20 protein-coding genes are annotated in these 22,312 nt (G+C 58.9%); 6 read left to right on the top strand and 14 right to left on the bottom strand.

Annotated features, from left to right (window positions below):
* Position 1 precedes the first annotated feature (1 nt).
* Complete coding sequence (locus FZZ85_RS02715) at positions 2-916, bottom strand: branched-chain amino acid transaminase (RefSeq protein WP_226412014.1); 915 nt, start codon at positions 914-916, stop codon at positions 2-4.
* 66 nt (positions 917-982) lie between these two features.
* Here FZZ85_RS02715 and cobN point away from each other — a divergent pair, with 66 nt between their 5' ends.
* A complete protein-coding gene (cobN, locus tag FZZ85_RS02710; RefSeq protein ID WP_226412012.1) occupies positions 983-4,711 on the top strand; it encodes a cobaltochelatase subunit CobN in 3,729 nt (1,242 codons plus the stop codon).
* Here the strand turns inward: cobN and FZZ85_RS02705 are convergent.
* The 7 genes from FZZ85_RS02705 to FZZ85_RS02675 are packed head-to-tail and all read right to left on the bottom strand — an operon-like array spanning position 4,701 to position 10,812.
* On the bottom strand, positions 4,701-5,255 hold the full coding sequence (locus FZZ85_RS02705) for a hypothetical protein (RefSeq protein WP_226412010.1): 555 nt from the start codon (positions 5,253-5,255) through the stop codon (positions 4,701-4,703). The genes cobN and FZZ85_RS02705 overlap by 11 nt on opposite strands.
* Before the next feature lie 27 nt (positions 5,256-5,282).
* The gene (locus FZZ85_RS02700; RefSeq protein WP_226412008.1) at positions 5,283-5,930 is read right to left on the bottom strand and encodes a PHP domain-containing protein; all 648 of its coding nucleotides are present in this window, start codon (positions 5,928-5,930) and stop codon (positions 5,283-5,285) included.
* Positions 5,931-5,943: 13 nt separating this feature from the next.
* Positions 5,944-6,516 carry a protoporphyrinogen oxidase HemJ gene (gene hemJ, locus FZZ85_RS02695; protein ID WP_115023060.1) on the bottom strand — a complete coding sequence of 191 codons (573 nt, stop codon included), beginning with the start codon at positions 6,514-6,516 and terminating at the stop codon, positions 5,944-5,946.
* Positions 6,517-6,551: 35 nt separating this feature from the next.
* Positions 6,552-8,048, bottom strand: a complete 1,497-nt coding sequence (locus FZZ85_RS02690; RefSeq protein ID WP_226412006.1) for a cryptochrome/photolyase family protein — start codon at positions 8,046-8,048, stop codon at positions 6,552-6,554.
* A gap of 2 nt (positions 8,049-8,050) precedes the next feature.
* Positions 8,051-8,338, bottom strand: coding sequence for a hypothetical protein (locus FZZ85_RS02685; RefSeq protein WP_226412004.1), 288 nt, complete (start codon positions 8,336-8,338; stop codon positions 8,051-8,053).
* Positions 8,335-10,320, bottom strand: coding sequence for an excinuclease ABC subunit UvrC (gene uvrC / locus FZZ85_RS02680; RefSeq protein ID WP_226412002.1), 1,986 nt, complete (start codon positions 10,318-10,320; stop codon positions 8,335-8,337). The genes FZZ85_RS02685 and uvrC overlap by 4 nt, the downstream gene beginning before the upstream one ends.
* Before the next feature lie 9 nt (positions 10,321-10,329).
* Positions 10,330-10,812, bottom strand: coding sequence for a flavin reductase family protein (locus FZZ85_RS02675; protein WP_226412000.1), 483 nt, complete (start codon positions 10,810-10,812; stop codon positions 10,330-10,332).
* 71 nt (positions 10,813-10,883) lie between these two features.
* Between FZZ85_RS02675 and coaD the strand changes: the two genes are divergently transcribed.
* Both coaD and FZZ85_RS02665 read left to right on the top strand, forming a co-directional pair.
* Positions 10,884-11,375, top strand: a complete 492-nt coding sequence (coaD, locus tag FZZ85_RS02670) for a pantetheine-phosphate adenylyltransferase (protein WP_186493222.1) — start codon at positions 10,884-10,886, stop codon at positions 11,373-11,375.
* Position 11,376: 1 nt separating this feature from the next.
* Complete coding sequence (locus tag FZZ85_RS02665) at positions 11,377-12,396, top strand: hypothetical protein (protein WP_226411998.1); 1,020 nt, start codon at positions 11,377-11,379, stop codon at positions 12,394-12,396.
* Here the strand turns inward: FZZ85_RS02665 and dacB are convergent.
* From dacB to dapF, 5 genes are all read right to left on the bottom strand, one after another.
* Positions 12,341-13,648 (bottom strand): D-alanyl-D-alanine carboxypeptidase/D-alanyl-D-alanine-endopeptidase, encoded by a 1,308-nt coding sequence (dacB, locus tag FZZ85_RS02660; protein WP_226411996.1) that lies wholly within the window; start codon positions 13,646-13,648, stop codon positions 12,341-12,343. The genes FZZ85_RS02665 and dacB overlap by 56 nt on opposite strands.
* Positions 13,645-14,109, bottom strand: a complete 465-nt coding sequence (locus tag FZZ85_RS02655) for a DUF4330 domain-containing protein (RefSeq protein WP_370631117.1) — start codon at positions 14,107-14,109, stop codon at positions 13,645-13,647. Before FZZ85_RS02655 ends, dacB begins: the two co-directional genes overlap by 4 nt.
* A 104-nt stretch (positions 14,110-14,213) precedes the next feature.
* The gene (locus FZZ85_RS02650; RefSeq protein WP_226411992.1) at positions 14,214-14,930 is read right to left on the bottom strand and encodes a DUF1995 family protein; all 717 of its coding nucleotides are present in this window, start codon (positions 14,928-14,930) and stop codon (positions 14,214-14,216) included.
* Between the two features lie 12 nt (positions 14,931-14,942).
* The gene (locus FZZ85_RS02645; protein ID WP_226412467.1) at positions 14,943-16,115 is read right to left on the bottom strand and encodes an aminotransferase class V-fold PLP-dependent enzyme; all 1,173 of its coding nucleotides are present in this window, start codon (positions 16,113-16,115) and stop codon (positions 14,943-14,945) included.
* Positions 16,102-17,208, bottom strand: coding sequence for a diaminopimelate epimerase (gene dapF, locus FZZ85_RS02640; protein WP_226411990.1), 1,107 nt, complete (start codon positions 17,206-17,208; stop codon positions 16,102-16,104). The genes FZZ85_RS02645 and dapF overlap by 14 nt, the downstream gene beginning before the upstream one ends.
* A gap of 1,529 nt (positions 17,209-18,737) precedes the next feature.
* On the opposite strand from dapF, the gene FZZ85_RS02635 reads away from it, so the two are divergent.
* Positions 18,738-19,193, top strand: a complete 456-nt coding sequence (locus tag FZZ85_RS02635) for a cupin domain-containing protein (RefSeq protein ID WP_226411988.1) — start codon at positions 18,738-18,740, stop codon at positions 19,191-19,193.
* Between the two features lie 76 nt (positions 19,194-19,269).
* Here the strand turns inward: FZZ85_RS02635 and FZZ85_RS02630 are convergent, their stop codons facing one another.
* Positions 19,270-19,965 carry a ParA family protein gene (locus tag FZZ85_RS02630; RefSeq protein ID WP_226411986.1) on the bottom strand — a complete coding sequence of 232 codons (696 nt, stop codon included), beginning with the start codon at positions 19,963-19,965 and terminating at the stop codon, positions 19,270-19,272.
* A gap of 934 nt (positions 19,966-20,899) precedes the next feature.
* Here FZZ85_RS02630 and FZZ85_RS02625 point away from each other — a divergent pair.
* Positions 20,900-21,013 carry a hypothetical protein gene (locus FZZ85_RS02625; RefSeq protein WP_370631116.1) on the top strand — a complete coding sequence of 38 codons (114 nt, stop codon included), beginning with the start codon at positions 20,900-20,902 and terminating at the stop codon, positions 21,011-21,013.
* A gap of 115 nt (positions 21,014-21,128) precedes the next feature.
* The gene (locus FZZ85_RS02620) at positions 21,129-21,746 is read left to right on the top strand and encodes a DUF2939 domain-containing protein (protein ID WP_226412463.1); all 618 of its coding nucleotides are present in this window, start codon (positions 21,129-21,131) and stop codon (positions 21,744-21,746) included.
* The last annotated feature ends 566 nt before the right edge of the window (positions 21,747-22,312 follow it).

The raw sequence follows: 22,312 nt of genomic DNA, 5'->3' as shown, positions 1-22,312 counted from the left end.
TTCAGGAAATCGGAATTCGAGTCACCCAGTGCTCATAGGCGGGGTCCCGCCCTTCGGTGATCCCCACAAGCTTGGCCTTCAGCGCATCCATCACAGGCCGCTTGGCATTCAGCACCGTGGATTCGATCTGACGAATCGGCGTCACCTTGGCGGCCGTGCCGGAAAGGAACACTTCATCGGCGATGAACAACTCGGTTTTGTCGACCGGACGTTCAATCACAGGGATGTCCATCGCTTTGGCCAGCTCAATCACGCTGGCGCGGGTGATGCCCTCGAGGATGTCCTGATCCACTCCAGGCGTGATCAGTTGGCCATCACGCACCAGGAACAGGTTCATGCCACTGGCTTCACTGATCTTCCCGCGACTGTTCAAAAGCAAGGCTTCGTCGAAACCGCTCTGAACGGCTTCAGTCTTGGCCAGCGAACTTGTGATGTAGGCGCCTGAGATCTTGCCGCGCAGCGGCAGAGAGCGGTCCTCCTGGCGGGTCCAGCTGCTGATTCGGCAGCTCACCCCCTCCGGGGACAGGTAATCCCCCAAAGGGAGTCCGTAAATCAGGAAATCAGTCTCAATGTTGTGCAGGCGCGGGGCGATGCCCAGATCGCTGGTGTAAACAAAGGGCCGCAGATAGATGGGCTGGTCAGGCTTGTTGGCCTGCAGCATCGCGGTGAGAGCCGAGAGGATCGTCTCCTCACTCAGATCAGTCAGCAACAACCTGGCACTTTGGCTGAGACGTCGGGCGTGACGATCAGCGCGGAACAGCAGCATTTTGTTGCTGTTCTCGGGATCGGGAATAGCACGCATGCCGCCGAAGGCACCGGTGCCGTAGTGCAGCGCATGGGTGGCAATGGAGATCCTGGCCTCCTCGAAGGGAACGCACTGGCCCTGGAACCAGGCATAGGGCAGGAACTGATGCATCACCGTGATGGACCCGACCGCTGAATCTTCTCACCACCGGTCACCGCAAAGACGGAGAATGGGGTTATGCATCGCCTTGCCACCTGTCCGGGTCTGGACCCACCGGAAGATGTGGTGCTGGTCGAGCAGCCGGGCGCGGACGTGCTGTTCCTCACGAGCGCAGGCACCGACATCAGCTGCCTCGACGCCAGCCTGCCTAGCAATCCAGCCTGGAACGATCAGATCCGGGCATTGCCCCTGAGCTGCCTTGACCACCCAGCGCAGCTGGACCACTACCTCAACACCACCGCCCAGGCGGCGAGGTTGATTGTGGTGCGGCTGCTCGGCAGTCGTGGGCACTGGAGCTACGGCCTAGAGCAACTGCAGCGCTGGCGCGCCGAAGCGACGCAGCGGCAACTGATTGTCCTTTCCGGAACTGCCGATCAGAGCAACGAACTGCATGGGCTGGGCTCCTGCACTGCTGAACTAGCGGATCAGCTGTCGTCACTGCTGAGGGAAGGCGGCATCGACAACATGGGGCAGTTCTTGAAGGTCCTCGAGGCCCTGATGGAGGGCAGCCCCCCATCACCAGACAGCGTCGCGGTGGTGCCTTGCCCCGATCCGATGCCCTGGGATTGGCGCGATGAACCGGGGACCGCCGTTGGGGTGGTGCTCTATCGAGCTCAGTTTCAGGCCGGAGATCTAGACCTGGCGGATGAACTCACGGCCGCACTGCGACAACAGGGACTGCGGCCCTGTCTGCTCTGGGTCAGCAGCTTGAGAGACCCGGCGGTGCAGGCCGGCGTCCACGACCTGTTGGAACAGCAAAACGCTGAGCTCGTGATCACAGGAACGTCCTTTGCCTCGGTGCAGTCAGAACAGGCCGGCTTGGGCAGCCCGCTCTGGGATCTGCTGGATCGACCGGTGTTGCAACTGCTCAGTAGCAGCCGCAGCCGTACCCAGTGGCTGGAGAGCAGCCAGGGGCTCAATCCGATGGATCTATCCCTGCAAGTAGTGATGCCTGAGCTGGATGCCCGGATCACCTCGCGGCCCTGCAGTTTTCGTGAGCACCGGCAGGCGAGTGGACCTCTGGCTACCGCCATTCCTTGTCTACAGCCGGATCAAAAGGGGCTGGCCTGGCTGGTGGAACACAGCCGTCGCTGGGTGGAGCTGCGCCAGACCTCCTGCGCCGACCGGCGCATCGCCATGGTGTTGGCCAACTATCCCGTGCGCGATGGGCGTGTGGCCAATGGTGTTGGCCTCGATACACCGGACAGCACAGCGCGGATGCTCCGGTGGTTGGCGGACGCAGGCCATGACCTGGGCACGGATGCCTTGCCGAGTACAGGCGATGACTTGATGCAACAACTGTTGGCCGGTCGTACCAATGCACCGGAGGGACAGCACCGTCCACCGCTGGATCATCTGCCCCTCACCACTTATCAGAAGTGGTGGGGCACCGTTCCGGAGTCGGCTCGACGCTTGATCGAATCCCGATGGGGGCCTCCGGAGACCGCCTGCGATCTGGATCCAAACCAGGGGTTTGCCGTTCACGGCCTGCGCTTCGGTCATGTGGTGGTACTGATCCAGCCGGATCGCGGCTATGACGCCGACCAGATCGCCGATCTCCACTCACCGGATCTACCGCCACCCCACCGGTATCTGGCCCAGTACCTATGGCTGCGCAGCGTGCATCATACCCAGGTAATGCTGCACGTTGGCAAGCACGGCAGTGCGGAATGGCTGCCGGGCAAGTCGGTGGGGTTGAGCGATGCCTGCGGCCCTGGCCTAGCTCTCGGCACCATCCCACATCTCTACCCCTTCATCGTCAACGACCCCGGCGAAGGATCTCAGGCCAAGCGTCGCGGTCACGCCGTGGTGCTGGACCACCTCACACCGCCCTTGGGTCGTGCTGGGTTGCACGGACCACTGCAGCGGTTGGAGGGGCTGCTCGATGAACTGGTGGAGGTTCGCCAACTGGGGGGGCAGAGGGCCCAGGTGCTGGAACAGTCGGTGCATGCCAGCTTGCTCGACCTCAACTGGCCTGGAATCCCCAGCGAAGAGGAGATTCGCCGACAACCGGAGCTGCTGGAGAGGTGTCTGGATCAGGCGGAGACCTATCTCTGCGAGCTGAAGGAATCGCAGATCCGCACGGGCCTGCATCGCTTCGGCGTTGCGCCGTCGGCAGAAGCTGCCGACGAACTACTGGTTGCCCTGGCCCGTCCCCCCAGGCAGGGACAGCCAGGCTTGCTGCAAGCCATGGCCCTGCAGGGTGGTCTGGGCTTTGACCCCTGGCAACAGGACGAAGGCGACAAGCTCTCGGAGGCGGACCAGGCCCGCCTGAGGGTTCTGGGCGGATCGAACTGCCGACGGGTGGGAGATGGTTGTGCGTGGCTGGAGCAACAGGCTCAGTTGTTGATCCGTCAGGTCGTTCATGGGGAACAGTGCGAAGGGATGGCGGAACCCTTCCGGACCTGGAACCCGGAGGATCCCTGCCTGCTGAACCTGCGCAACGACCTCTGGCCCCGCTTAAGCGGCTGTGCCGCAGCCGAAAAAGCGGCGTTCCTTCGAGGCATTCAGGGGCAGCGCATTGCTGCTGGACCTTCAGGAGCTCCGAGTCGCGGCCGCCCAGATGTGCTGCCCACAGGCCGGAATTTCTATTCCGTCGATCTACGGGGCTTGCCCACGGAAGCCGCCTGGGACCTGGGGCGACGCTCATCGGAGCAGTTGCTGGATCTCCATCTACTGGAGCAGGGGGAGCCGCTGCGCCATCTGGCGTTATCGGTCTGGGGAACGGCCACGATGCGAAATGGCGGAGAAGACATCGCCCAACTGCTGGCCCTGATGGGTGTTCGACCGGTCTGGGATGGCCCTACTCGAAGGCTGGTGGACCTGGAGGTAATCCCGCCCCGCTTGCTGGGGCGACCACGGGTGGATGTGGTGCTGCGCATCTCCGGACTGTTCCGCGATGCCTTTCCCCAATTGGTGGGCTGGGTGCATCAGGCCCAGTCGATGATTGCGGCCCTCGATGAACCGGATGAAATCAACCCCCTTGCCGAACTCACCCGTCAAGGGGGACCCCAGGGCCGCATCTATGGATCCGCCCCCGGTGCCTATGGAGCCGGTCTGCAGGCTCTGATCGACAGTGGTGCCTGGGAATCCCGAGCAGACCTGGGCCAAGCCTTCCTCAGCTGGAGCCAGTGGTCGTACGACGGTGGCTCCGCCCCCAGCCTGGATCGTTCCGGCCTGGAGCAGGCCTTGGGCAGAGTGCAGGTTGTTCTCCATAACCAGGACAACCGCGAGCACGATCTGCTCGATTCCGACGACTACTACCAGTTCCAGGGTGGCCTGAGTGCCGCGGTAGAAGAGGTATCAGGAGCACGTCCACAACTGTGGTTCGGGGACCATTCCCGCTCCGAACGGCCTCGCCTGCACAGGCTCGAAAAGGAACTGGACAAGGTGATGCGCAGCAGGATGCTCAACCCCCGCTGGATCGAGGGAATGATGCGACACGGCTACAAGGGTGCCTTCGAGATGGGGGCCAGCCTTGATTACCTGTTTGCCTACGACGCCGCCACCGATCGCGTTCCCGATTGGTGTTATGGCGCTTTATGTGATGAGTGGCTAAGCCAGTCGCAGATTCTTGACTTTCTAAAGACAAGCAATCCCTGGGTGCTGAGGGACATGGCCGAACGACTGCTGGAGGCCTCCAATCGAGGACTTTGGGCTACGGCAAGGGATGAGCAGCTACTTCACCTGCAAACCCTTGTGAACAGCAGCGAAGCCCAGATTGAACGGGGCAGCCCTATTTGTTGAGGTCACGCACCATCTGACGGAACGGATCGATCGATCCAGGCTTCGAGGACGGCTCAGCAGAACCTGCCTTGGCCACCGGCTCCTCCTTGGGCTTCAACTCTTCTTTGCGGCCGACGGGAGCAGCATCTGCGGGAGCGGGTGTGTTCACACCAGTGATGGCCGTGCCTTTGAGACGCTTGCTCATCTCATCCGTGCTCACCTGCGTAGCGAAGGTTTTCTTCACCGGTTTGGGAATGCCCGCGTTGAGGGTGACGGATTCTTCCTTCTTGACCACACCCCCAAGGCCTTCGCTGCGCTTCTCGAGCTTCTCGGTTTCAGCGGCCACCTCCATGATCTGTTCCTTAGTTCCGGGGCTTGCGGCCGTGCCCGGGAAGGTTCGGCGAATCGTCTTCGATTCACGCATGTAGTTCACATCACCCAGTGAGGATGAGGAATCTGCATCAAGAAAGAACTCGGCCGGCTTCTCCTTCGCTGGCTTGCGTGGCTGAATCGTGGAGTCGGACTCTGCGGAATCCTTTTTCAGCAGACGATCCAAGAAGCCCATGTCGACCGGAACTGAGATGAGATGAACTTAGCGGCCGCAAAGGTCAATTCCATGGGTATCGGTGCCACACGTACGCAAAAGGCCAAGGTTGCTCAGCTGACGGTCGATGGATTCACAGATCAAGGGACTGGCAGACCAGGTTGGTTGCATGTCGTAGTCGTACCAGGCTTCACCGCCATCGAAACCGAGACGAGCCGCCTCATCGATCAACACGCCATGACCAAGGCGATAACGGGCGGGATGGGCCAACACCGCCAATCCACCGGCTTCATGAATGGCCTTGACAACCGCCTCAGCCCTTAGTGGTTCACCGACAGCGGCATCACCACGGTTGTAGGGATGAAGCGCAGGGTGGTTCAGCTCGAAGCCAAGGGCGAGCACATGAACCAGGCATCCCTTCAGCAGTGCACTGATTTCCATGCCGCTCCAGACCGTGGGGAGCACCGCACCGGTGCCGCGCTGCTGCTTCAGCCAGGCTTGGATCTCCTGATGGGCTTGGGTGCTGTGGTGGTCCGTCACCGCAAGATGCTGGAGCCCCCGCTCGGTGGCCTGCTGAATGAGGGCCAGCGGTTCGAGGCTGCCGTCGCTGCAGACGGTATGGCAGTGAAAGTTGTGTGTGGTGGGGCAGCTCGAGGGTCCCACCTGGTCGACAACAGCCTTGAGCGGATGGGTCATCTCAGCCCTCATCTCAAGCTTTGGCGGAGGCTTCGGCCCGCAGTCGACGCCAACGGGCATAAAACTGAATTGACGCCGCCATGAAGACCACCAGAGCGACGATGAACCAGGTCGCTGCGCTGGTGGGGAACTGCGTTTTGAAGACCACCAGCATCACCACGATCACCAGTAGCAGCGTGGGCAGCTCATTCAGGGCGCGGAGCTGCTTGCCCGACCAAGCACAGGTGCCGGCGTGGAGTTGGCCCATCAGCCGGTAACAAAACACGTGATAAGCAAGCAAAGCAGCTACGAAGGCGAGCTTGGCGTGCATCCAGCCCTGCTGAAGCCAGGAGGGCTGGGCCAGCAGCAACCCGATGGCCATCGACACCGCCACCGCCATACCGGGCGTGGTGATGATGTTGGCGAGACGTTTCTCCATCAAGGTGTATTGATCGCGGAACGGCTGCTGCAATTCCGGCGCCAGCTCCTCGGTTTCAACGTGGTAGATGAACAGGCGCACCAGATAGAAGAGGCCTGCAAACCACACCACAACTCCAACGATGTGCAGGGTCTTGAACCAGAGGTAGGCCTCGGGCGAAAACGTCATCAACACAACTGCTCTGGAGCGACATTACGCAGGGTTCAGGTGAGAGCGTCAAGAAAATCGCTGGCCCGACGCTGATGGGCCACTAGAACATCGGATGGCATGCGATCCAGGTTGCGAGCCATCATCGCAAGGCGGTATTGGCGCCGGAAGAAGTCTTGATGGCAATGGATGAAACTCCAGAACAAGCCATCCCAGGTGTCACACCACTCACCTTTGCGGTAGTCCGACATTTTGCGCACGTAGTTCGACCCGGAGAGATAGGGCTTGGTGGTGAAGATGCCGCCATCGGCGAACTGACTCATGCCGTAAACGTTGGGCACCATCACCCAGTCGTAGGCATCCACAAACAGCTCCATGAACCATGTGTAGATCCGGGTTGGATGGAATCCGCAGAGGAGCATCACGTTGCCCAGGAGCATCAGGCGTTCGATGTGATGGCAATAACCGGTCTCTAAGGCATGGCGGATAGCGTCATCAATCGGAGGAAGTCCCGTGGATGCGGTGTAAAAAGCTGAAGGGATTGGTCGGTCTTCAAAGCCCCAAAAATTGCCGTTACGCATCTCAACACCATGGCGCCGGTACATCGCAGCCATGAACTCTCGCCAGCCGATGATCTGACGCAGAAATCCCTCCAATGAATTGAGGGGGACATCACCTGCCTCGGCCCGTTCCAGCGTTCGATCCAGCACCTGTTGCGGCGTGAGCAAGCCGATGTTGAGCATCGGCGTGAGAACGCTGTGCCACATCACCTGGTGCTGGGTGCTGATCGCATCTTCGTAAGCCCCGAACTGGCGCAGCCGCTGATCGAGAAATTGATCCAACCAACGGGCTGCATCGCCATGGGTGACGGGGTAATGGAACCCTTCCCAGCTGCCGATGCCGGCAACCCCCTCCTCGATCAGCTGCTGCCGAGCGGTGTCGACGATGGCGATCGAGCCGCTCGTACGTACGGCGGGAAGCTCAGGGACAAGGATTCCCTTTGGAAGCTTCTTGCGGTTGTCCGCATCGAAACTCCAGCGGCCGCCGACAGGGCCACCATCAGGATCGATCAGCAGATCCAGTCGCTTGCGCTGCATCTCGTAGAAGCGACCCATCAGGGGCTTCTTACCGGAGGCAAAATGGTCATCGATAACGACCTTTGGGGTGAGCAGCATCGGAGTGGGGACGATCTCCAGACCGCAGTCATGGCGAGATGCGAAGGCGGAGATCCGTCGGGTCAGAACATCGTCCACCGGATCCGCGAGATGAAATGAGCGGTAGCCCTGATCGAGGAGCCCGCAGAGGATCACACCAGTGCTGGCCGCCTGACCCTGCAGGATCCGCAGCACAGAGAAACCCTTGGCCTGAAGCATCTCCGCATAGGCATTCATAGACGCCCGATGCAGAAGCAAGCGATGCCGATGCACCTGGATTGGCCAACGGGGATCGGAACCGAACAGCAGCGGATCCTCGATCAGTGCCACGGCACGCCCCGGCTGGATCGCGGGATGGTGCTCAAACAGCTGATGGGGAAAAACGAGACTGAGATCCACGGTCAGCTGTCCTCCCCAGCAAGGCGGCAGGCACGACGGCCCAGGGCGGTGGCATAGGCGCGATCTACGGGTCCTGCCATGGGGCTCAGCTGGCCGGCCCTGCAATTCATCACCACTTTTTCTCGATGGCCCTGCTGATCGTTGAGCCGCAGCACCAACTGCCAGTGGTTCTTGGCACTACGGGTCATGCCATCGGCACACACGGGCCCCGTGCACAGGCCTGGGGACGCCCAGACCGGACTGGCGAGCAGAAGCACTCCTGCCAAAGCCATGCAGAGATGACGGATCATGCGGAGAGTTCCTGAGGCTGCTCTTCTAAAGCAGCCCTGGCATCAGCGTCGGTGTCGTCTTCAGACGGGTGGAAGAAATCGTGGATGTCGCGGGCCAGCGCCGGGCCGACGCCAGGGGCCTTGGACAGGGTCTCAAGCGATGCCAGCTGGATGGCATCAATCGAGTGGAAGTGGGCCAATAGATCCTTAACCCGCTTGGGACCGACCCCAGGGATGTCCGACAGGCGTGAACGCTTCATCCGCTCACCACGCTGCTGGCGGTGGAAGCTGACGGCGAAACGGTGGGCTTCGTCCCGCAAGCGGCGAAGGAGCACCACCCCGAGCTGGTCCGGTTCACTCTCCAGTGGCTGGCTTTCGCCGGGGAGAAACACCTCTTCGCGCTGCTTGGCGAGGGAGCAGACGTTGAGATCCTCATGGAGATCCAGCTCCCGCAGGGCCTCCATCACGGCCGAGAGCTGACCTTTACCGCCGTCAATCATCACAACATCGGGCCAGTCGTTGAGGCCGTCGGTCTGCAAGGCGCTGCCGCCTTTATGACGCAGGGCACCCACATCCACCCCCTCCGCCTTGGCCCGGGCCCAGCGCCGAAAACGGCGGCGCATGATCTCTGCCATCGCCATGAAGTCATCGCTGTGACCAGCGCGGATGCTGCTGCTGCGGATCTTGTACTTGCGGTAGTGCTGCTTGGCGGGCAATCCGTCAATAAACACCACCTGGGAAGCAACGGCATCGCTGCCCTGAATGTGACTGATGTCATACCCCTCGATTCGCCGCGGCGGGGTCGGCAACTCCAGCAATTGCGCCAGATCTTCCGTGGCCAACGACTGCTTCTCCTGGCCTTGCTTGGCGCGGAGCAACTCGAACTCCGCATTGCGCTGAACCAGTTCGATCAGATCGGCCTTTTGCTGGCGCTGAGGGCAGTGGATCTGCACCCGACGCTCCCGCTGTTCCGAGAGCCAGTCCTCCATGAGTTTCTGCTGGGGCAGAGCGTTCTGCACCAACAGCTCAGGGGGCACCTCAACGGAATCCACCTGGCTGTAGTGCTCTTCAATCACACGTTGCAGGATCAGTCCTGGTTCCAGGCCTGAAGCGTCGGCGGTGTAGCCAAGACGTCCGACCAACTTCCCGGCGCGCATCTGAAACAGCTGGACGGCCGCCAACCGTTCATCAAAGGCAAGGGCCAGCACATCCCGACTCACCGAGGAATCCGGCAGGCTCATCTTCTGATCGGCGGTGAGCTGATCCAGCCCCTGAAGTTGATCGCGGATCCGGGCCGCCGACTCGTAGTCCATCCGCTCGGCGTACCGCTCCATCTGCTCCTGCAGCAGCTGCTGCAGTTCATCACTGCGGCCCTGAAAGACCATCGCCACCTTGCGCAGGGTGAGGTGGTAGTCCTCCGAGCTGATTTTTTCCTGACAGACCCCCGGACAGCGCCCAATGCTGTAGTTGAGGCAGGTCCGGTCGGAGTACATCGGACGTGGCCGTTGCCGCAGCGGGAACACCCGCTTCACCAGGAACAGGGTGCGACGCAGCAGCCCGACATCGACATAGGGCCCGTAAAAGCGATCCAGGGGACTGCGGAAACGGCGGCGACGGGTAATGAAAATCCTTGGGTAGGCCTCACTCCAGGTGATGCATAGGTATGGATATTTCTTGTCGTCCTTCAGCAACACGTTGAAGTGCGGCTGATGGTTCTTGATCAGGTTCGACTCGAGCACGAGGGCTTCAGCCTCGCTGTCGGTGACGATGAACTCGATCTCACAGATCTGGCGCGTCATCAGCCGGATCCGTGGTGACAGATCGTGGCGGCTGCGGAAATAGCTGCGCACCCGACTGCGCAACGCCTTCGACTTGCCGACGTAGAGGATCCGGTCGTCGCCGTCCCGCATCAAATAGCAACCAGGCTCAGCGGGTATCTCCTTGAGGCGGCGTTCGAGACGCTCGGGCTGCGTCAGCAGCGGTGCACCGGAGGTGGCATCCACCAGGCCAGCTCAGCCGCCGTAATTCCAGCCGGTGCTGGCCAGGTTCAGGGCCTCGCCATCGGCAATCAGACGCGCCGTTTTCACTTCGCCTACAAAAACTGTGTGGTCACCGTGCTTGATCGAACCCACGAGCGCGCACTCCACACCACCGACGGCGTCGGTGAGGAGGGGAAGGCCAAGCTCACCTTCTTCGAAGGGTGCCGCTTCAAAGCGACCACCGAGCGCCTTTTGGGGCTTGAAAAACACGGCCGCGAGGTCCTTCTGATCGGCCCGCAGCACATTTAGGGAGAACTTGCCAGTGGCCTCGATGATGGCGTGACTGGTGCTGTCAGCCCGAACACCCATCACCACCAACGGTGGTTCGAACGATCCCTGGGTCACCCAGCTGGCGGTGAAACCGTTGACCTCATCGCCGTTACGCACGCCGCAGATGAAGAGTCCGTGGGGGATCTTGCGGAGCAGGATCTTCTTGGCGTCGGCGTCGAGGCTCATGGCACGAATGCGTTGGTTGAAATCTAAACAGCGATCCACTGAATAGGATCCGCCCCCATCGCTGATTCCCGATGCGGGCGCTTTACCCCGGCAGTTTCGACCCCCTCACCAACGGTCATATGGACCTGATCGAGCGGGCGGTGAGCCTGTTTGGCGAGGTGGTCGTTGCAGTGCTCAGCAATCCGAGCAAACGACCTGCATTCAGTGTCGACGAACGGATCGAACAGATCCGCACGGCGACGCGCCATCTCTCCGGAGTTGAGGTGATCAGTTTTGATGGCCTCACGGTGAACTGTGCCGTCACCCATCGCGCCGACCTGATCCTGAGGGGCCTGCGAGCGATGAGTGACTTCGAATACGAACTGCAGATAGCCCACACCAACCGCTCGTTGGCGGACGATCTGGAGACGGTGTTCATGGCCACTACGGCACGCCACAGCTTTCTCAGCAGCTCCGTGGTGAAGGAAGTGGCCCGCTTTGGCGGATCGATCGACCACATGGTCCCGCCAGAGGTGGCGAAGGACCTCAACAGGCTCTTTAATTCGGCTTTCCCTGCCAGCTGATATGAACGACGTCCGGTTCTCCGTTCTCGATCAACTCGATCAGTTGGAGGAAGTTGTGCTGGAGGGCAGCCGGATGCCCTTCACCGGCGGACGTCTGGTGAACGAAACCGATGCCGTTGAGCTGCTGGATGCCGTCCGCGACGAATTGCCCAAGGAGTTGGAGCGGGCGGTCAAATTGCTGGATCGCCGTGACGAGTTCATCAACACCGCCCGCAGGAACGCCGAAGAGATCGTTGAGCAGGCCCAGCGTCAGCGCGAACAGCTGGTGAACAACGTCGCCATCCGCCAGGAAGCGGAACGGCAAGTGAATGAAATGCGGGAGCAGGCCCGCCAGCAGTGTGAGCAGCTGCTGCAGAAAACGCGGGAGCAGGGGGCGAAGTTGGAACAGGAGATGCAAAGCAAGCTGGCCCAGTTGGAGCAGCAGTTCGCCTCACGCCGCCAGCAGCTGGAGCAGGAAGGCCTGGAGCGTCGCCAACAACTGGATCAGGAGGCGATTGAGCTGAAGCGTCAACACGCTGAGCGACTCGAAGCAAGCCGCCAACAGGCCCAACAGCAAATGCAAAAGATCGAGGCCAACGCAGCAGAGCTCAAGCGCCATCACGCTGAGCAGCATGAAGCCAACCGGCAGCAGGCGCTGCAGGATCTGGAGACGATTCGCCGTGAAGCCCTGAGGATTCAGAAGGAAGGCCGGGACGAGGCCGAGCGGATTCACAACGATGCACTGCAGTTCCGCCAGCAGACCCAACAGCAATGTGAGTCTCTGATCCAACGCAGCCGCCAGGAGGCCGCCGGAGTCCAGGACGGCGCCAACCGTTACGCCGAACAGACGCTGGGTGAGCTGGAAGTGCGCCTCAAGGAAATGGCCCAGGTGGTGATGGCCGGCCGTCAGGAGCTCTCCAAGATTCAGACGATTCGCTCAGCGTCCCCTGCCGCCAACGCTGCCGACGACGCCAAAACCGTGCCGTTCAGTCGGGCCCACCGGGCAGCGTCCCGGCTGCGGTCCATGCGGGGCAACGGCTGATCCGCTGGCTGGCCAGCAGGATCTGGCCCATCACGGAATTGGGTGCATAGGACCCGTTGGCAATCATGCTCACGTAACGCGGTCCATCGCCGGTTTCAAGAATGCCGGAGATCGAACGAACGCCGCTGAGAGTTCCGGATTTTCCCCAAAAGCGACCCTGAAGCGAGCTGCCGCGGAAATAGTTGCGCAGCGTTCCCCTTTGGCCAGCAATCGCCATTGAGGCCTGGTAGTAGGCCGCCAGGGGGTGTTGCGCCATGCGCCACAGCAGCACGGACAAGGAACGGCTGGTGAGACGGTTGCCCCGTGAAAGTCCGCTGCCATCCCGCAGCCGAAGACCCATCATCGGGACCCCCTGGGCTTGCAACCAGCGGGTGGTGGCGATGGACGCACGATTCACATCCCAAACCTCGGCCGCCTCCCGCATCAGCACCTCAGCGGTGAAGTTATGGCTCTCCGTGTTGGCCAAGCTGAGCAGGGCGTGCATCGGTGCGGAATCCTCGCTGTGCAGAACTGCGCTCGTTCCCCTACTCCGCGCAAGGGCCTCTTCCCGGGTCTGCTGATCAACCATTTGCAGATGGATCTGCCCTCCCTGCTGGCGGACTGTGGAGTTGAGAATGCGCTGTAGCCGTGCCGCTGGATCCATCACCGCCATGTGCAGAGCATTGCTGGTGAGGGCAAGACGGGTGATCGGAGCGCCGTAGGCGTAGGACCGATCCGCTGGATCCCAATCGGCGGGCCACCAGCGCTGACGCGGTTCCTCCCGAACCATCAGCTGAACAGGTGTTGCGGCGAGGCTGGTGGTGCTGCGTGAGCCGCCCTGGCCGAGAGCCACCATGGCGAACTTCTGGATCTCGGCAATGCTCAGGTCGGGATCGCCTTCCCCCACGACCTCCAGTGATCCGTCGGGGTGACGCAACAGCTGGGTCTTCAAACGGAAGTCGGGGCCGAGGCGATCCAGGGCAAAGGCCGTACTAACCAGTTTTTGATTCGATGCAGGGATCCGGGGGATTCCCCCGTTCAGATCAGCCAGCAACTGCCCCCGTTGATCGAGAACGCTGACGCTCCAGAGCCGCTCTTCCGTCCCCACCGCTGATTTCAAGGCCGTCTGCAAGGCCGGGCAAAGCGCACCGCCGCTGAGCATGGCCTGGCCCTGACGCTGGTCCACCGGAGGTGGTGCCAACAGTGGAGGGGCAGCCCTGAGGGGCAACTGGGGCGCCAGCACCAGCAGGGTGACCAGGGCAGAACGAATCACAGAGGCATGACTCCGCTTACAACACCGTTCAAGCGGTAAAGGCGTCCTTCCAACTCAACGGGCACTCCCACCTTGAGCTTGGTGCCACCAATCACAACGCCGGAGGGTTTGATCTCGGCTTGGGCCTCCATCACAAAACGGGCATGCCGGGGCAGGGCCGTGCTGGGGGCATCCGCTAGCACCACCGAACCATCGGGCTGCACCGCCGTCAGGGGGTTGGTGAGGTCATCCACCGACACGAGGGTCACCCGACCGGCCGGTTGATTGCGGATCACGATGTTGAGGCCCGCTTCCTCTCTGGCCGAATTCAACAGCTGCTCGGGATCAGCGCTGTAGAGACGATGCACATCAACACTGACCTGCACAGGCTTCACGGCACCCGTGGCCTTAGCGACCGCATTTGAGAGCTTGGGGGACCAGATCACCCCAGCCAGCGCTGCCAGAGCAACGACTCCGGCCACGGCATCGATGGGTGAAAGGGATCGCAGCCTGTGGAGCACTGTCGAGAGGGAGCCTGAGCTCGAACCTTATAGAGAGTCTGAGCCTGGATCAAGCCAGGCGCGGGTCAATTGCGCAGACCATCAATGAAGCGGTCGACTCCGTAAAGCTGTTGCTTGATGCTGTCAGGATCTTCACCGGCCAGAAGCGCTGCTGTGGTGTCGGGATCCGGACGTTCGGGAAGCACCTCAAGTTGCCGGTAACCATCGGGATCCTGGCGATAGAGACGCCAGTCATCGGGGAAGCTGCGCATGAGCGCTCCTCCCTCCAAGGGCTGAAGCCAATAGGCCTGCTGCCAGCTGGCCACGAAACCCTTACGGCGCTCCCGGGCCACGCTCCCGATGCCAACGGCGGCGTCTTCAAGACGCCCATTCAGCATCAAAACCACTCCGGAGTGGTTCTCACACAACGCCTGGAACTCCTCGTAATCGGCAGGGGAGGGGTTCACCGCAAGTAACAGGCGGGTGTCTGGAACGTCGCTCTCCGCACGTTTGAGCTGATTGAAATCGAATATGACCTCCTTGAGGTCTTCCGCATCACGCCGGGCCAGGGCGGCAGCACCGGCATCGGGCCAAACCATCAGCAACTGCTGACCGGCATCGATCAGCGCGCGGGCCAAACGCACCGCCACCGGGAGCAGGCGAAGCCCCTCAAAGCGCAGGCTTGCGGCCCAGCGTTGACCGTCGCCGGATCCAACGGCTGCCAGGGCGGCTTGCAGCATGGCCTCCTCGGCCGCGAGCAGATCCGCGGGTAGGGCGAGACAGGGAGTATCGGATTGAGTCATCGCCAAAGCATGTCAGGGAAAAGCCTGCAGCACGGATGCAAAACGGTCGGGAACAGCATCGAGATCCTGATCCGATAGCCAGGGGCCAAGGGACAACCGCAGGCCCGACTTTCGTGCGATCCCGGGAACTCCCATGGCTGTGAGCACAACACTGTCAGTACTGCTCCCACTGCTGCAGGCACTGCCACTGCTGCAGGCCACTCCCGCCGCTGCCAGCCGTCGCACGAGATCGCGTCCCGGCAGGGGCTGGCCATCGGCGGTGGTTGCTATCAGCGCGATGTGATGAGGCAGACGCTGATCGAGAGGAGGGCCGCAGAGCTGAAGCTGGGGCAGCTCGAGTAAGCGTTCGAGCAGTTGATCCCGTTGACGACGGATCTGCAACGAGCAGCCCGGGGGGACAGGGTGACTGGCGGGGTCAAAGCTGGGGAGGGCCATCAGGGCTTCGGCCATGCCGCTGACCAAAGCAACGGGTTCGGTGCCAGAGCGCAGGCCGTGTTCCTGACCGCCACCGCCCTGGAGGGGTGAAAGCGCCACACCAGGGCCACGAATCAACAGGCCCACACCCCGGGGACCACAGAACTTGTGGGCCGAGAGGGTCAGCAGATCAACCCCAAGCCGCTCGAAAGGGAAGCAACCTTGGGGTACCAGTTGCGTGGCATCGCTGTGGATCAAGATGCCGCGCTCGCGGCAGGCCTTTGCAATCCTGCTCACTGGTTGCAACGCACCAACCTCGCCCTGGGCTGCGATCAGGGAGACCAGCCGGGTTGGAGCAGACAACAGCTGTTCGAGCTGGTCGAGCCGCACAATGCCCTGGCCATCAACAGGCCATTCAGCGATGCTCCAGCCCAGCGCTTCGAGTTGGTGGGCCGCAGCGAATACCGCCGGATGCTCCACGGAAGAGATCACCAACCGGCCCGGGACAAGACCATTGGCACTGCCGAGCAGGGCGAGGTGAACGGATTCCGTCGCCCCTGAAGTGACGATCAACTGATCAGGACTGACAGCAAAGCGCTCGGCAATGCGCCAACGGGCACGCTCGAGAGCTTCCGCAGCTGCCAACCCGGCCCCATGAAGGCTGCTTGGGTTCGCCCAGGCTGTCTGCTGGAGCTGCTGCATCACCGCAATCACCGCCGGCAGGGGCGGTGTCGTGGCAGCTGCATCCAGATAGATCTCAGGGTGTTCCACGCTCGAACCGCGCCTTGGTGCGCTGCTCCAGGGACTCACTGGCGAGATTGAGCATCGAGTCGAGGGACGTGCTGCTGAGGAAGGCCTGCACCTTTTGCTGCGCCTCATCGCGGAGGCAGCGGTCGGGGCGCTGACATTCGTCAGCGCAATCCCTCGAGCAATCGAAATCGGCTGCGGCCGTCTGCGCAGGTGGAGCAGAAGGGGCTTCGCTGATCGACGCCGTCAATGGACCTGCAGGCACCAGATCGGGCGTCAGCACCCCGTCAAACACCGCTTCGGCGGGTCCTGTCATCAGCACGGAACCGGTACGATCTCGCCATTCGATTATCAGCGGTCCTCCGGGAAGAAGCACCTCGGCGCAGTCATCGGCGAGGCCCAACAACACTGCCGCCACGAGAGTGGCGCAGGCACCGGTGCCGCAGGCGAGGGTCGGTCCTGCACCCCTTTCCCAGACCCGAATCTCTAGCCGCTCACGGCTATGCACCTGGAGGAAATGAACGTTGGTCTTGGCCGGGAAGGCCGGATGCACCTCCAGAGCAGCACCCCAGGCATCAAAGGGAACGCTGGCGAGGTCGTCGACGGGCACCACCACATGGGGATTGCCCATGCCAACGGCAGCCACCTTCAGCTGCTCGCCCTCCAGCAGCAGCACTCCCTGCGGCAGACCGTCTTCGGGCATCAAAGTTGTGGGGATGCCTTCGGAAGTGAGGAAGGGCGGGCCCATGTCCACCCGCAACCGGCCATCGGCCATCAGTTCAGGGCGGATCATTCCCGCCAGGGTTTCGATGTCCCAACGGCGGCCGAGCGCATCACCGTCGGTGTCGGCGAGGTAGCGGGCCAGGCAGCGAATGCCGTTGCCACACATTTCGGCCTCACTGCCATCGGCATTGAGAATCCGCATCCGCAGTTCCCCCTGCGTCTGTGGGGGAAGCGCCAGGATCAGACCATCGCCGCCCACGCCGAAGCGTCGATCACAGATGCGCCGCACCCAGGTGGGATCCGGATTGCTGATGGCATCGGGCAGTTGTCCCTGTCGCCCTTCAAGGATCAGGAAATCGTTGCCAAGCCCCTGATATTTGCTGAACTGGAGCATTTGTTTATATGGCTGGGATTAGGAGGGTTTTGAGCGGTTGGTATTTGGTTTGTATCGGGCGCTTATGGCCTTCAACAGATCGCGTGAGCTGAGTTCACGCATACCGGCTGTCGACTCGACCGCGCCGCTCAATCCGGTGGTGCATCCAGTTTAAAAAATCTTTGATACCAACCCTTCTGACCTTCTATACCAACTGAGCCAAAAGAAGCCAGACAAGGACTGGTTCTGCAGCAGTTCCGGCAGGAGTGCAGCACGCAATTTGTAAAACGCCCAACCTGATCGACGTTTGAAAGCTCTCTCGAATAAACCGTGAGCCGTCTCGTCGGGTGTCAGCGACATAGAGCGCATGTTCTCAAACTGGAATTTCAGGGGACTGAGAAATCCTGGACAAACCGCTGCCAAAATCGACGCTTGCCCCCATATTTGGTGCCCAGGCAGCAGATGCGGATCACGTGTCACTGTCCAGGCAGTACCGGGAGAGCGACCTGGTAACTGGCAGAAATAGCTCCCTTGGCACGAGCGATTGCCAGGTGGAGCTTTCTGCGGTCTTCAGATCTCCGAAGAGAGTTAGTGCATTTGCAACAAGCCTGTGTATCGCAGCGAGCTTGCTGAGACGGATACCGTATCGCTCGGGGAGAACGCTGTTCTCCTCGCGGTTCCGTCGCCCCACGTCATTGCTTCGGTTAAGGCTGTTGGAAGTCAGCCCAACCGATCGAAGGGGCTTTTAGGCAATCACTGGTTCGTGAATCCTGTGGGAGATATGAGCACTACTGCGAAAGGGGTTTGGGGCTGCAGCGTCCTAGGTCCTCCTTAAAAGAGCTTGAGATAGTTCTGTGAAATCTGAGTGTGAAGTTCGGTTGCCACTGCCCTGACAGGCGACGTTCGTGTCTAGTGATGAAGGAGAGGCAAGGAGAGCAAATGGTTGGCGACTTCATTCTTTTGCTGGCATTGATCCAGCTAAGTGCTGTAACTGCAATCACGGCTGTTGTCGTTGGGGGTCTGTTTTTGATCTATCGATCGGTTCCAAATCGGAGCCCTGAGATTTGCGGTGGTGTCGAGAAGTAGCCCAAACAGCAAGAACCACGGTCATTCCTGGGAAAGGCATTGAGATCAGTGCTCAAACGCAGAGCAGCTCCCAATATCAGCAGGAGTGCAGAACGCAATCTCTACAGACACCACACCTCAAGGCTGAATGTGCGCCTACGTGGGGCGCTGCGGATCAGCTCTAGAAGGAATTGCATCATGTTGGATGGCAACAGTGGATCCTGGCTGGGGAGCTTCTTCTGAGCCATAGAGCGGAAGGGGGTATGGGGATCTTTGCAGCCGTGTCTATACGTAAAAGGGGTTATGAAATTTCTGTCGGGATTCGTTGAGTGGCGCATGGAAACAGAAAAATTGGCGTTGAAGTCGAGTTAGAAATTTGTACTGCCTACAAGGCAGGAGACAGCTCCCCTTCTCCTTGATTACAAGGTGTGGTCTTATGGGCGAATGTGGTCAGAATCATGGACACCCCTCTAAGAATTGACCACATGAAGCGCGCAATTGCACTTGGAATGATCTCTTTGCTTGTGTCTGCTTGCAGTCCGAACAAATCGACTGAGCCTGGAGTTACTTCGGGGAAGCCTGTAATTAATGAGATTCTTACGGCGTCTAAAACGCTTGAGGGAGCTTTTCTCAAATATCCTGATGGCAAGGCAGAGATGCGACTTTATCGAGTTGAAATTCCAGTTGGTGGAAAGATTCCGCTGCACAAGCATCCAGCTCCGATGATGGTCTATGTGCAAGGAGTGAACTCCGGCTCATTGAGGAATACTCGAGTGATGTCCGATGGAAGCGAAATCAAGAATATTTTCAAGCCTGGCCAAGCCTTTTTAAAAGGAGTTGATACGCCTCACTACAGTGAGAACGTTGGCAACAAGCCGACTATCCTTTGGGTGACAGTGACCTCTGCTGAAGACATGCCAACAACAGTGTTCCTTGACTGAATTCACCGTCATGGTCTAATTAAATACTGACTCAACCCAAAATCAATTCTTATCAGATTTCAGGTGCCAGCTATCCTCAAGCGGCAATACGCTGTTCCATGGGTGTGAAGTCCCATCCAATCGGCGACTGAATTGGATTCAGTTCTTTGTGCTCCTCGTATAGATCTTCGATCTCTTTGCAGGCCGAGCAATAAGCAGACCATCCAGCCATTCGGCGTGGATTTGCACGCCCGCGTTTGTCAATCGCTTGATCAACAGTGACTCCTTCTGTTTCTGCTTGTTCAAATGCGCTTAGCAATGGAATTTGTGCGTCGAGGACCTTGATGTCGAATCCTTCAAGACATTCTTTGGCGTTTTTAACTACAGCTTCTTTGCGGGAGTCAACTTTTACAAGAATCGCAGCATAGGGTATTTTGTATTTGTTTATTGTCTGCGACATCTCAATTGTCAATTCAATTGATCTACTTTGTGTAGTGGTAGGAAGCAAAATAAAGTCGGCACCTTCTACTAAGTTCTTCAGTTCTTCTTCATTGCTACTTGCTTGCCCGTCTGTAATAACAATCTCAGCCAATCGAGTTGCTTTAGCTGCTGCTTCAATCGGTACAACTGGACAAGGCAAAAGTCCTCTGGCGCCATAGGCAGTGGCTGATCTGTTGCGGTCGGCATCAACCAGGACGACCCGTTTTTGCTGATTGCTCCAGCTGGCGGCTATGTGAACGCTGCTACATGTTTTTGCAACACCACCTTTCTGACCAAAAACAGTAATGAACATCAGGCAGCAGCTAATGACTTGTTCGCAGGATCGCGTTTTTTCTCTGGAAGGCAATACTTGCGTTTAATACTGCTTTAGACCTGTCAGTGCCCCCCAGCTTCGGGTCCTGCGTTGTTATCGGGTTGGCTACTCAAGCGATCCCCATCATTGGAGCAAGCCACTCGACATGAAGTGCTGCGAGCACTGACATGTCAAAGGCATGCACCGCTGGGTTGGTCCTGTCTGCCACCCACAGCAGTCCAAAGGGAGCATTGATCGCCAGCTGCAACCTCCACCGCCAGGTGATGACCTTCCAAGCCTTTTGAAAGATGGGGTTCTTGACCACGGCTTAGCTGGACCCAAGATCTGGGGACCCTATTCAGCTATGCGCCCATATCGCTGATCACCCCATCTCTGCCTCCTGTCATCCCTGTGCTGATAGATGAGGCAACAGGTCGATCCTTCGCCTCCGCACCGCCAAGGATGTAGATGCCGCCACGGGCACCCAAAGACAGAGCCGCCGTCGCTCAGCGGACTCATCATCCGGCCAACTCAGAGCTCAAACGGAGAGCAGCTCCCAGCACCCATGCGCTGAGGACTACGACAATCAAGACGTAGAGAGACCGAATAGACAGCGGATGCTCCGCAGGGTCCTCCCCTGATAAAGGATTCAAAGGTCCTTGTCGAGGTGAACCAGTCATTGGTCACACCCACCTACGTCACTGATGCTTTTTGCTGCTCTTGCATCCGTTGTGATCGCAAACTGCTACGACGGCGATACCTGCACTACGACAACGGGAGAGCGGGTTCGACTCGCCTGCATCGACACTCCTGAACTGGTTGGGAAGAGAGCTGAGCTGGTGCCAGCCAGAGCTGCTCGAGACCATCTGAGAGGTCTAGTGGTGGGCAAGAAGGTTGGATCCGTCGGATCACCGAAGACCGCTACAGACGAACCGTGGCAGAGCTGTTCCTTGGGACGATCAACGTTCAGCAAGAGATGGTCGCCACCGGTCACGCCAAGATCTACTGGAGGTATGCCTATAAGTGTCCTTGGGCGGTAGGGCAGTAATGGATCCAGAGGTTCAACGGCTTGTGATTGCTCAGCTACTGGTCATCGTTGTGCCAGTCGGGATCCTTTGGTTCGTTTGGATTAAAATGCTGAGGAAGTAAAAGTGCCCTTGAGCATGATCAAAAAGATCTTTGGGTACTCAGCCATCACAGCTAGTGTCATTACTGGCTGCTACGCATTTGCATCCCCATGGATTGCATTGAGAGATTTGACGCAAGCATTTAAAGATCAAGACACTAGAAAAATTGAAAAGCTTGTTGACTTTCCTGAATTAAGAGAAGATATCAAAATAACTGCAAAGGCTGCCGTGACGAAAAGTGCAGCAATCGAACTTGAAGGCAACCCTTTCGCTGCGATGGGAATAATGATGGCAAATGCCATTGTGGATCCAATTATTGATCAAGTAATTTCTCCAGCTGGGCTTCAGCTCTTTTTCTTTGACCGAGAAATGTCAATAGGAACAGACGAAGCCTCGAAAGACATTGGCTCAATAGCAAAACACTTGATTTTTGTTGGTGATAGTAGCGATACAAATCGAGAGATGGATGTCGTCCAAAGCATCCAAGTAAAATCTGAATACGTTGGCATCAATGAATTTGAAGTTCAAGTGAGTGATTCAGATATTCCCAATGAATCAGTTTCCTTCTACATGCGACGCAAAGGCCTAGGAGATTGGAAGGTTAACGGGATCAGACTTCCCAACTCTTTAGTGGAAAGATTGATGGATAATTAGTGGCCTGCAGTCGGAAATCTGAACATCAATTAACCTCATATTCAATCATTCGATCTCCGTCCTCATCGATGTAACTCTTATAAGTAATGGAAGTTTTGTCTCCATCGGTCCATAGAGCCGAGCCGCTACAAGATATTAAATGGTCAGATTTAGACAATGTCTTGGGCTGTCTGATTTTAACGAGTGCAAACCCTCGCGACTGCCTATCCTCTTCAGATAGCTCAATAATTTCTTCTCTCAAATTATTACAGTCGGCAATGCTTTGATCCAACTGGGCGCACCCGGCAATTCCTAAAATTAATGCAGAGGCAGAAATAGTAACAGCGATTTTATTCAATGCTTAGGTACAACACCAGTTACAATAGCATGTCTAAAATGCGCCTCTACCAAAGAATTATTTCCGGCAGTATTATTCAACTTCGGCTCCCCCTTTGATATGGGGTTGGCTACTCAAGCGATCCCCATCATTGGAGCAAGCCACTCGACATGAAGTGCTGCGAGCACTGACATGTCAAAGGCATGCACCGCTGGGTTGGTCCTGTCTGCCACCCACAGCAGTCCAAAGG

This window comes from Synechococcus sp. MU1642 (assembly GCF_020514115.1).
Lineage (GTDB): Bacteria > Cyanobacteriota > Cyanobacteriia > PCC-6307 > Cyanobiaceae > Parasynechococcus.
This window is presented reverse-complemented; position numbering and strand designations above follow the sequence as displayed.